This window comes from Pseudomonas sp. PvP009 (assembly GCF_017832995.1).
GTDB lineage: Bacteria > Pseudomonadota > Gammaproteobacteria > Pseudomonadales > Pseudomonadaceae > Aquipseudomonas > Aquipseudomonas syringae.
Map to the genome: position 1 here is coordinate 2,763,366 of NZ_JAFIBG010000001.1, position 10,602 is coordinate 2,773,967.

At 60.5% G+C, this 10,602-nt stretch carries 10 protein-coding genes; 3 read left to right on the forward strand and 7 right to left on the reverse strand.

All coding sequences use genetic code 11. The features are described from left to right. Positions 1-31: 31 nt before the first annotated feature. The 7 genes from JOE29_RS11805 to JOE29_RS11835 are packed head-to-tail and all read right to left on the reverse strand — an operon-like array spanning position 32 to position 6,993. Entirely contained in the window at positions 32-1,207 is a 1,176-nt protein-coding gene (locus JOE29_RS11805; protein WP_210079539.1) for an MFS transporter, read from the reverse strand. 22 nt (positions 1,208-1,229) lie between these two features. Continuing rightward, a complete protein-coding gene (locus tag JOE29_RS11810; RefSeq protein WP_024661779.1) occupies positions 1,230-1,850 on the reverse strand; it encodes a hypothetical protein in 621 nt (206 codons plus the stop codon). Positions 1,851-1,860: 10 nt separating this feature from the next. Next, positions 1,861-3,342, reverse strand: coding sequence for an aminotransferase class III-fold pyridoxal phosphate-dependent enzyme (locus tag JOE29_RS11815; protein ID WP_096115575.1), 1,482 nt, complete (start codon positions 3,340-3,342; stop codon positions 1,861-1,863). Further along, complete coding sequence (locus tag JOE29_RS11820) at positions 3,339-4,022, reverse strand: class II aldolase/adducin family protein (RefSeq protein WP_032661727.1); 684 nt, start codon at positions 4,020-4,022, stop codon at positions 3,339-3,341. Before JOE29_RS11820 ends, JOE29_RS11815 begins: the two co-directional genes overlap by 4 nt. Then, on the reverse strand, positions 4,019-5,647 hold the full coding sequence (locus JOE29_RS11825) for an FGGY-family carbohydrate kinase (protein WP_210079540.1): 1,629 nt from the start codon (positions 5,645-5,647) through the stop codon (positions 4,019-4,021). The genes JOE29_RS11820 and JOE29_RS11825 overlap by 4 nt, the downstream gene beginning before the upstream one ends. A 10-nt stretch (positions 5,648-5,657) precedes the next feature. Then, entirely contained in the window at positions 5,658-6,539 is an 882-nt protein-coding gene (locus tag JOE29_RS11830) for a TorF family putative porin (RefSeq protein WP_210079541.1), read from the reverse strand. A 28-nt stretch (positions 6,540-6,567) separates the two neighbouring features. Next, positions 6,568-6,993, reverse strand: a complete 426-nt coding sequence (locus JOE29_RS11835; protein WP_004404540.1) for a DUF2147 domain-containing protein — start codon at positions 6,991-6,993, stop codon at positions 6,568-6,570. 159 nt (positions 6,994-7,152) lie between these two features. Between JOE29_RS11835 and JOE29_RS11840 the strand changes: the two genes are divergently transcribed. The 3 genes from JOE29_RS11840 (at position 7,153) to JOE29_RS11850 (ending at position 10,485) form a co-directional block, all read left to right on the forward strand. Beyond that, the gene (locus JOE29_RS11840) at positions 7,153-7,836 is read left to right on the forward strand and encodes a TetR/AcrR family transcriptional regulator (protein ID WP_057406169.1); all 684 of its coding nucleotides are present in this window, start codon (positions 7,153-7,155) and stop codon (positions 7,834-7,836) included. A 186-nt stretch (positions 7,837-8,022) separates the two neighbouring features. Beyond that, a complete protein-coding gene (locus tag JOE29_RS11845; RefSeq protein WP_210079542.1) occupies positions 8,023-9,459 on the forward strand; it encodes a coniferyl aldehyde dehydrogenase in 1,437 nt (478 codons plus the stop codon). 357 nt (positions 9,460-9,816) lie between these two features. Then, complete coding sequence (locus JOE29_RS11850; protein WP_024648407.1) at positions 9,817-10,485, forward strand: LuxR C-terminal-related transcriptional regulator; 669 nt, start codon at positions 9,817-9,819, stop codon at positions 10,483-10,485. Positions 10,486-10,602 lie beyond the last annotated feature (117 nt).

A 10,602-nucleotide genomic window follows, 5' to 3' on the forward strand; every position in this document is an offset into this window, starting at 1 on the left:
GTTCGCTCTGTAATCGCACCCAGGCGACCAATCAAACCCCGCCCACAACCCCAACCCTTCTATCAACTGCCCGCCGGTGCAGCAGTGCTATCAGGCACAAAGCCGATACCGACAGCCAGACGCTGACCAGCAGCACCGGTTGAGCGTTGTCGCCCGATACCCACTGCGACGCAAGCAGCGGCCCGAAGGCACAGCCCAGCAGTTGCATGCCCGGAATGAGCCCTGCGATGCGTCCCGATGGATCGATCTGCAGCGCAATGCGCACCTGAAACGGCGTCAGCATCAGGTAGATCAGTGCAAACAACGCGCACAGGCCCAGAAATACGTTAATCCCCTGATCGGCCGTTATGTACATGCCCAATGCAATGCCGGCCAGGAAAAACGCTGCGATGGCCAACATCGAGTAATCAGGCACCCTGCGTACCAGCAGAATGCCCAGGCAGCCGCCCAGCACTTGCATGAACAGCATCGCGGACACCAGCAATTGCGCCGCATGAGCGCGCAGCCCCGCGTGAATGCCCAGCGGTTCCAGATACGCCCACAGCCCGCCGACAGCCGAGAGTTGCATGAACACCAGCGTCAACAGCAGCACCTGCTTCAGATTCCATTTGAATCCTGTCGTATCCGGCTGCCTGTCAGGCTGCTGCGGCAAGCGTCCGGGTAGCCAGACAATGAACAGCACCGAGCCTGCGGTCAGCATTCCCAGAAACACGAACCCTGCATGCACGCTACGATCAGGCAGTATCAGGTACGCAAGCGCGGCGGCCATCAGTGCCTGAGCCAGGGTCTGGACGACCATGAATGCGCCAGCCACCCGGTCTGGCGCGGGCCCCTGAACGATAAGGCTGACGGCGCCCCATAACAGCAGGCCCTCGGCCAGCCCCGCCAGCGCACGTGCAGCGGTCAACGGCCCGTCGCCGGTGACATTGGCGGTGACCAGATCCATTCCGGCAGCGCAGAGGATGGCGATGACCGTCAGCAGGCGCAGGTTGAGCATCGACCGCAGCAGATCGCCCAGCACCACACCGAGCCCCAGCGCGACGATTTCACCCATCGCGACCAGCCCGACACCTTCCAGTGATACGTGGTCTTGCGCCAGTAACTCGCCAAGAAGCAACGGTTGCAGACCTACCATCAGCACTGCGACAGAGCCCAGTGCCAAGGCCGCACTCAGGTGCCTGCGAGTTACAGCGGATGACGTTTGCATGGCATGCGCCTCTTCGGAAGTTTCAGTAACCGCGGGTTTCGGGCGGAATCCGGCCTTCGGCAAAACACTGTGCCGCCCGCTTCTCGTCTTTCATTAGCCTTCCGTTGGCCACCAGCACCACCCACCAGGGTAGTAGCGTAAGGTGCGTGCCGCATGCCTTGGCCAGCGTGTAGGCCTTGGCGCATTTCTCGAACAACTCTGCATTGAGGACCATTCGCGCCCCTGTAGTACCCATCACCACCGGGGTGCTGTCGATCACCGCAGCATTGCCCCCCCGCTTCAACAGACGCGCCAGCGGTTGTTCGGAACTGGCGGGCGTAGCCATGTGGCCTATATGGCGTGCCTGCTCATCAAATAGAATCGGCAGGACTCCGCCAAAATCCACCAGGCTTTTGGCAAAGGCACCGCCGCCGAGCAGCACGGCGCCGACGTCAGCTCGGGCCCGGTAGATCGCCGCGTGCGTCTGGCCGTCGTCCGCTGCCGAGTCGTTGCAATCAACCACCTGCGGCGCCAGGTCATCGAGTTTGCCCAGCCACATACTCTGTCCGCCCGGCAATCGCAACGAAACACTGCTGTGCGAGTCCACCTGACCCATCAGGCGTTCACGCAGATCAAACCACTGCTGTCGAAGTGAATCGCGCATGCTGCTCACCTCACACCAGTTGAAAGACAGCGTCGAAGCGTTCAAGCGCGTCGTCGATGACATCGTCGGTGTCAGCCAGGCTGGTGTACAAACGGCTGCCGGCCAGCGTGATCAGGCCGTGAGCGGTATACGCGGCGCCCATCTCTTCCATCATGTGCTTGCGGGTCTTGGCTTCATTGCGCGCCCTCAGCAGCTTGAGCGGGTTGCCGGTATCGAGCAGCAGGACGCCGGACGTCTGCAGGTGAACAATGGAACCCATGTTGTACGCCACATAGGGCAAGCCGCGCCGGTTGATGATCTCCTCCAGGCCTGCACGCATACGGTCGCCCGCCCTTCCCGCCAGCGCCGGCGCGTTCAGGCGGCGGGCTTCGACCAGTGCGTAATAACCAGCGACGCATGACAACGGATTAGCCGACAGCGTGCCGCCGACGAACGCCCGTCGCGAGGATGTGCCAATGCCACCGGCAAGCAGTTGCATCACGTCCCGGCGCCCGCCAATGGCACCGGCCATGGGATAGCCCCCGGTCAGGCATTTGCCCAATACCGTGATGTCCGGCATGACATTGAAGTAAGCCTGCGCGCCGCCCAGACCGGCGCGGAACCCGGTGACCACTTCGTCGAAGATCAGTAGGGCATCGAATTCGTTGCACAGCGCCCGCAGCTGTCGGTTGAAGTCGGCATGCACCGGACGCGTGCCGCTTTCCGGGCCAAAAGGTTCGACCATAATGGCTGCGGTGCCACCACGCAGACGGTTGATTTGCAGCCTGCGGCGCAAAGCGTCGAGATTATTCGGCGGGCTTTCCTGAGTGTTCGCGGTGGCGCCTCGCGGGATCCCCACCGCTTCCATGCGCCCGGTGCCCGGCAAGCGCATGCCATAGACCAACTGGTCGCTCCAGCCGTGGTAGGCGCCGCCGATCTTGATCACCCATTTCTTGCGGGTATAGGCACGGGCCAGACGAACTGCGGCCATGACCGCTTCGGTGCCCGAGCCCAACAAGCGCAGCATGTCGACACCCGGCATCGATTCGCAGACCAGCTCAGCCAGTTTGACCTCGTATTCATGCAGCAGGCCGGTTACCGGTCCGCATTCGTCAAGAATCCGGTCAACCTGTTTGCGAATGGCCGGGTGATTGGAGCCCAGCAACGTCGGGCCACCTGCCTGCAGGAAGTCGGTGTAGCGATTGCCATCCACGTCGGTCAGGTGCGCACCGTGGGCCTGGGCGAAGGCCAGTGGGAACGGATAGTTGAACGCCAGGTTGTGTTGCACGCCCCCCGGTATGACCTTTTTGGCGGCCTCGGAAAGGCGCTTCGATCCTTGGCAGCGCTCGTCGAAATAGCCCATGATTTTGTTCATCGCGTCGCGCTTGATCGGGCGAATCGGCTGTTTCACCAGCTCGTCGAAGCGGCGATAGAGTGAGTCGACATCGGGCCATTGCGACACGGCCGATGCCGGAATGTCAGGGATATTGGCGGGATCGAGAGGTCTGTTCATGATTGAGTCTCTGAAAAAGGCTGAGGGCTGAGGGCGTGCGTGCCGGCGCTGGTCAGGGCGTCGATCAGGCGTGCTATTGCGACGCGCGATTCGGGTTTGCCACGGCTGTTGGCTTTGATCTGGTTGAGAAGATGGTCACGACAGAATGTTTCCAGGTCCTCCAGGCGTTTCAGGGTGGTTTCTATGTCCGGGCCACAGCACAGAACGCCGTGATTGCGCATCAGGTAGGCGTTTTGGTCAGGCCGGATGGTCTTTTCCAGCTTGCCTGCCAGCCAGCCGGAACCGGACGGCGCATAACCCACCAGCTGAATCCTCCGCCCCAGCGATTGCCATAGCGGCGGGTAAGGTACGTCCAGCGATTTGCCGAACAATGTGCAGGCGCTGGCCAGTGGCTGATGGGTATGAATGCTGCAATTGACGTCCGGGCGACTGCGCAGGACTTTCGCGTGCAGCTCGCTTTCAACCGAGGGCGAACGTTCGCCCGACAGCTGCTTGAGGTCCTTGAGTCGCAATACGCAGACGTCCTCTGGCCGCATGCTGAAGTAGTCGGTGGCCGACGGAGTGACCGCGATGTGCAATGCGTCGATACGCAGCGCAAGGTTGCCGCCGGTTGCGGCAAAGAAGCCGCGGCGTGACAGATGCCGCGACAGGTCGACGATCTGCTGTTGAACATTGCTCATGGTGCCGTCTCCTGCGATGGGTTCAACCTGCGATAGAGCGGCGCCAGACGTTTGCGGACTTCCTTGAACGTGGCGAAGCGGTCGTCATACAGGTTTCGGGTTGATTCGGAGGGTTCGTACAGCCGATGCGGCCGTTGCAGGGCCGGCAGATCGTTGAACTGCAGTTTTTCGAGCGCTACTGCAGCAATGAAGGCCGCACCGCGTGCGTTGATCTGAATCGGGTTATGCGGCTGCTGAATGACCCGCCCGCAGACATCGGCCATGATCTGGCACCACACATCCGACTGCGCTCCGCCCCCCGTGGCGACGATGACTCCGCGCGACTGGCCGATAAACTGCGAGAACGGCTCCAGCATCCAGCGCGTGTTGTGCGCGACGCCCTCCATGAAGGCCCGGATGATGTCTTCCCGCGAATGCTCCAGTTTCAGGTTGATCAGGCCGGCACGCAGGCTCGGATCACCTACCGGAGAGCGCTCGCCCCACAGCCAGGGCGTGTAGATCAGCCCCCGCGAACCCGCTGGCACTCGGGCGGCGATACGGTCCAGCAAGGCGTACACGTCCGGCTGCTGCTCATCGCTCAACAACTCGTCCGGGTGATACAGCACCTTGTCGCGCAGAAACGACAGATTGGCACCTGCCGCCGATTGCATCGCCATCGCCAGATACCGGCCTTTGACCGCACTGGGTACTGCAGCGATGTGATGGCGTACGCTGGATTTCTTGAACGGCACGTGAGCGCCGACCCACGACGAGGTGCCCAGATAAAGATGCGGAGCGAAGTCACGCACGGTGGCGCCAACGGCCACGGCCGAGGTGTCCACGGCACCCGCCACCACGGGTGTGGATCGAAGCAGCCCCAGGGCATCGGCGAGCTCGGGCTTCAAGGTGCCGATGACTTCCGTCGAGCCCACCAGCTCCGGCAGTTTGCCGGCGTCGATACCCAGTGCCCTGATCAGGCTGGCGTCGTAACGGATGTGATGAGGATCGCGATTGTCGGTCACCCAGGCGGTCAGCATCGAGTCACCTGTGGCGCAGAAGCGCCCCGACAGGCGCATGTTCATGTAGTCGAGCACATTCAGAAACTTGTGCGTCTGGTCATACCTTGCCGGGTCGTGGTCAAGGATGTAGGCCATGTGCCCGGCCGAGTCCATGCCCGACAGTGACGCCACCCCGCCGGTCAGTCGCAGCGATTTCCAGAGCTTGAGCGGCCCGTAGCCACCCAGATTGCACCAGCCTCCGCCCATGCGTCGTTTGATCGAGCCGGCGCCGCGTTTGTCCAGCCACAGCAGCGCCCGGCCAATCGCGGTCCCCTCGCGATCGACACAGACCGTGCCTTCGCTTTGCGTCGAGCAACACACGGCCACCACCTGACGACGCCTGAGCGGGTCGGCTGCCAGCAATTCGTGGGCACCGAGCAGAAACGCGTTCCACCAGTCCTCGGGTTCCTGCTCGGCACTCAGGCCACTGACGTGCAGCGGCACGCCGTGAAACGCCCAGGCGCGGATGTCTCCCTCCATGGAGACCAGCGCGCACTTGCAGCCGGACGTTCCCAGGTCGATCGCGAGGACGAGTTGCTCCAGGCCGGTAGCCGCCTCAGGCGTCCGGGAAATGAAAAGCGAAGTCATAAAGGTCTACTCAGAATGTGCGGGAAATCGACGCTACCCAGCGACTGCCGTCCGTGGTGCGCACATGTCCGTCGTCCTCGGCCATATACAGTTCGCGCGCCCTGGTCTTGGTCGTCACCCAGTCAAGCCCCCAGTCGACGCCCCACCAGTGGTGGACCAGACCTGCGCCATAATCGGCAAAGTCGGCCTCCGAGAAGTTTTCGATCTGTTGGTAGCCGGCGTGCAGCTTCAGGTTGGTGTTGATGCCCAGCGCGTACTTGTAGTCGAGGTCATAGAGCATGCTGCCCCGGGAGTTGCGATCACCCTTGGCATAGCAATCGAGGCCTTTGGTCGGGTCATCGCGGAACTGCAATTGCGCGCCACACACCCCGCCGCTGTTGGCGCCCCGGTAGTTTTTCGAGAGCACCCGGGCGATTCGTCCTTCGAGCGCGCCGTAACCGATTTCAAGCACGGCGAATTGGCTGTTGTAGTTGGTCGAGTGCTCCTCACCTGGCGTGAAGGTCTCGAAATCGAACCGGTTCGGCGCCTTGAACTGAGCCCCGGGAAACATCTCGGCCGCAAGCCCGACGCCATAGTGCCAGGCATCCGGATCGCCGAAGCGATAACCGCCAGCCAGCAATACACCTGCGCCGTCGCCATCGAGAAACTGTTTCTTGCTGACCGTGGTAAATTCGGCCAGCGCCACCAGGCCTGTTTCATGGGCGACCTGAATGGTCACTTTGGCCCCGGGCCGATTCAGCGAATCGGAAATCCCGCGGGTACGAATGTCCGAGCTGACCTTGGCGGTAACATCCACTGCGTAGCTCGACATTTCATCGGCGATGGCCAGCGTCGGGCCTGCTGCGGAGCACAGGGCTGCAGCCATTACATAACGGGTTGTATAAGTGCGCATGATTCTCTCCCACGCTAAAGTGCCGGATTTACGATTTGCAAACCGGGGCAGGAGGCAGTGTTGCGATTCGCTCGAATTGCTCTGTCTTGCCGAGAACTTCGGTGCCGACAAAAGCCCTTACATTGAGGCGTCCGTCCTTGACTCGAACGGCGCCCTTATATTTTTTCTGATCACGCGGGTCGTACACCCAGCCATCGCGCCAAGCGTCCTGGTCATAGCGGGTCAGCTGCAGAATCTGTACGCCGCAATCACTCGACGTCGAGGCCGCATCCTTGACCCAGACAATCTGCCCGCAGATAGCGCCGGCCTTGTCTGCGCAGTCGTCAAGCCTGACCACCGCGTCCTTTTCAGCCGTCAGCCAAAGGCCCTTGGCCTCAAGCGGACCGGCAGCAGCATGAAGGCCGGTGGAGCACATCAGAACCGAAGAGAGGAAAAGCCACTGCCGTACGTTCATAGCGTCACCTTTTTTATTTTTTGTTTTGACAGATCGTCACAATAACGACGCTTCAGTTATGATAGTCATCGCTACACGATAGTTATAGCTATCATTTTATCGTGCAGCAACTGTTTTTTGATCCTCATGCTGGCGCCCCACTTTTCTTGACAGGTATTTATGGCCAGGCTGAAAACCGAAATCCCTCCCGAGCAAATCGTCGGGAAAAGCGTTGAACGCAAGAAGCTGCCCGCGCAGCAGCGTGCTACCGAAACCTACGAGCGCATCCTGGTCGCCACGGCAAACACCCTGTGCGAGGTCGGCATAGAACGCTTGTCGACCAATCTGGTATGCGAACGGGCCGGCCTCACGCCGCCCGCGCTGTATCGCTATTTCCCGAACAAGTACGCGCTGCTGACGGTTCTGGGTGAGCGCCTGCTCGAAAAACAGAACGAGCGGATCGATCACTGGATCACCCCCGAGCTGATCGCAGGCACGCCGCAGGCGCTGGAACAGGCGCTCGCCGAGCTGATTCTGGATACGTACCGGGTCACTGACGCCACACTGGGCGGTATGTGGACGCTCAAGGCACTGAGGGCGGTTCCCGCTCTGGAGCATGTGCGGCTCGACTCACACCGCAGGGTTTCCCAGGCTCAGGCTGCGATCATTGACAGTGCTTTTCCAGACGCGGATCCCGAGCGCATCGCCATGGTTGCCCGCGTCGCGGTGGAAATGATTCACGCGACCATTGAGTTGTTGTTCGATGAGCCGTTGGAGCCCGCGAAAACCTGCGCGATGGTGGCGGCGATGATCGTCAGTCATCTGGATCGCCTGGCGCCCGAACCCGGGCATGGCAAGCGATGAGCGGCATGCAGGTTAGCCGGTTGGCCCCTTTAACCGGCCGGATCGTTCCTCCATCAGCCTGTCGGGGTGCTAAACGATTACGTGAGCCAGGAAATACACACTACTGCTGACGCCTCCGTACTAGCGGCAGGTTCCATCGCCGTCATGCAGCCCCTATAAAAACCACGCAGCCACAGGAGCAGCGTCATGAATCAATCCGCCAGGGTTTCGCCAGACACGACGTTTCACGCTTCCGGGCTAACCGAGCTGTTCGAGGCGCAGCAGGCTGCATTCCGTGCTCAGGGCGCGCCTTCCTTCGATCAACGAATCGCAGACCTCAACGCCGTTCTGCGTATGGTCAGCGATAATCAGGACAGGTTGCTCGAGGCGGTCAGCGCAGACTTCGGCAACCGCTCGTTCGACGAAACCCGCCTCGGTGAGTTGATGCCGGTGGTCAACGGCATCAAGCACATCCGCTCGCACCTCAAGGCATGGATGCGCCCCTCACGGCGCAAGGCGGGTATTGTTTTCAGGCCCGCCAAAGCCCGGGTGGTTTATCAGCCGCTGGGCGTCGTCGGCATTCTGGCTCCGTGGAACTATCCGCTGACGCTGACACTGGTGCCGTTGATAGAGGCGCTGGCTGCGGGTAACCGGGTAATGATCAAACCTTCGGAACTGACACCCCGAACCTCCGAGCTGCTCAAGCAACTGCTGGGCGAAGCGTTCCCGGCTGAACAGGTTGTCGTGGTCACTGGCGACGCCACACTGGCGGGCCGGTTCAGTGAGTTGCCTTTCGACCATCTGCTGTTTACCGGCTCGACCCACGTGGGCCGCCAGGTCATGGCGGCGGCCGCACGCAATCTGACACCGGTCACACTGGAGCTGGGCGGCAAGTCGCCAGTGGTGGTCTGCGACGACTTTTCGATCACCAAAGCCGCGCGGATGATCGCTATCGGCAAACTGTTCAATGCCGGTCAGACCTGCGTAGCGCCTGACTATGTGCTCGTCCCCCGCGAACAGGTGGACAGCTTTGCCAGCGAGTGGCTCGCTGCAGCGAAAAAACTGTACCCGACCCTCGATGGCAATTCTGACTACACCTCGATTATTTCCCGGCGCCACTACGACCGGCTTATGGCGATGGCCAGTCAGGCCGTCGCGACAGGTGCCAAGGCATGGCAACACAATGCGCCCGCAACGGCGGGCGAACGCAAAATCGCACCGATGGCACTCACTCAGGTGTCCCTGCAAGCAGATGTCATGGGCGAAGAGATTTTCGGGCCGCTGCTGCCGATCCTCGCGTATGAGTCGCTGGATGAAGCCATCGCCTTTATCAACGCGCGTCCGGCACCGCTGGCGCTTTATTGCTTTTCCAACGATCAGGTGTCTGTAGACCGGGTGCTGAACCGCACGCAGTCCGGCGGCGTGACCATCAATGGCACCATGCTGCACGCGACTCAGGATGACCTGCCTTTTGGCGGTGTCGGCGACAGTGGCACCGGGGCCTATCATGGCTACGAAGGCTTCGTACGTCTGTCCCACGCCCGCGGTGTTCTCAAGCTCGGTCGTTTCAACATGTCCGACAAGGTCTCGGCACCTTACGGACGGCTTACGCGTCTGGTCACCCGATTCATGATCGGTAAATAGACGCGTGCCAAACGGTATGTCCCCGTCATGTCGCGACGTTAAGTGCACATTCGCGGGGATCTTTTCCACTCCCTACTTCCCGTAACAAGAGCAGGAAACACCCGCTAGCGCTAGTTCGCCTGAGCGCTTTCTGCGGCCTCCTTACGCGCCGTCCGACCGATGATCATCACTCTTTCTGATAGTGAAGTATTTAGGTAACCTCAGGGCGATACGCTTTGCTGTACTTCACTGCAGATGCTCTAGCGGGCATCTAACGCTGATTTTGTGGCGGAAACACCAACGGCCAAGTTGATGTGACTGCGCCATGCTTACAGCGTCTATACCATTGTCAGCAGTTTTAAATTCATGGATGACTACATGCCTAACACACTACTTCCGCAGATTGGCAGGGCCATAGCCAGCATCGGTAGCGGGAATTTTTCCAGCATGTTCCACAAGCTGATCGACACTCAGCTTGCGGTAGATGCCACGCACCTCTCCTCCCTGCCACAGCCCTGGCAAACGCCACCCGCCTCTGCACCGACGGTCTTTAACGAGACCGTGACGTCATCACGAGGCACGCTGTTGCTCAGTGACTCGATTCATCTTTACCCTGATCAGGCCTCGGAAAACTTTAGCTGTAAAATAACCGTATTTCGGGCGCTTCCCGCCCATGAATTTTCAGAAAAGGAACGCCGGCAACTAGGCGACATTTCTCCTCTGCTGTTTTCGATACTTGAAAAACATGTCAATGCCCTGCAATCAGCAATGCCCGGCATCGAGCATAAAAAGCCCGAAAGCATTGAAAAGCGCTTTCAGGAACGACTGCGCGAAACAGGGCTGACGTTGTCCGAACGCGAAACCCAAGTGTGCCTGGGGCTACTCGCCGGCCATACTGCGCTTGAGCAGGCCGAGCGGCTCGCACTCAAGGTCAATACCGTGGGCAGTTACCAGCGCCGCGCGGCGATCAAGCTGGGCATCAGTGGTCGCAATTCCCTTATGCGCTGGATGTATGGCTCATCAGCGGGCGTTTTTTCAACCTGCTGACCGCCAGTTGATGCAAAGGACGGGGCGATACCGATCGCCCCTCCCGGATCCACCCTCACCGCCTCCGATGCAAGACCTCCTTGCGCCTGCAATCACGCTTTATCAATACCCACCAAG

Coding starts and splice junctions, on each gene's coding strand:
- JOE29_RS11845 (WP_210079542.1), top strand. CDS start 8,023: ATGAATCAATCCGCCAGGGTTTCGCCAGACACGACGTTTCACGCTTCC.
- JOE29_RS11815 (WP_096115575.1), bottom strand. CDS start 3,342: ATGAACAGACCTCTCGATCCCGCCAATATCCCTGACATTCCGGCATCG.
- JOE29_RS11820 (WP_032661727.1), bottom strand. CDS start 4,022: ATGAGCAATGTTCAACAGCAGATCGTCGACCTGTCGCGGCATCTGTCA.
- JOE29_RS11840 (WP_057406169.1), top strand. CDS start 7,153: ATGGCCAGGCTGAAAACCGAAATCCCTCCCGAGCAAATCGTCGGGAAA.
- JOE29_RS11835 (WP_004404540.1), bottom strand. CDS start 6,993: ATGAACGTACGGCAGTGGCTTTTCCTCTCTTCGGTTCTGATGTGCTCC.
- JOE29_RS11825 (WP_210079540.1), bottom strand. CDS start 5,647: ATGACTTCGCTTTTCATTTCCCGGACGCCTGAGGCGGCTACCGGCCTG.
- JOE29_RS11805 (WP_210079539.1), bottom strand. CDS start 1,207: ATGCAAACGTCATCCGCTGTAACTCGCAGGCACCTGAGTGCGGCCTTG.
- JOE29_RS11810 (WP_024661779.1), bottom strand. CDS start 1,850: ATGCGCGATTCACTTCGACAGCAGTGGTTTGATCTGCGTGAACGCCTG.
- JOE29_RS11850 (WP_024648407.1), top strand. CDS start 9,817: ATGCCTAACACACTACTTCCGCAGATTGGCAGGGCCATAGCCAGCATC.
- JOE29_RS11830 (WP_210079541.1), bottom strand. CDS start 6,539: ATGCGCACTTATACAACCCGTTATGTAATGGCTGCAGCCCTGTGCTCC.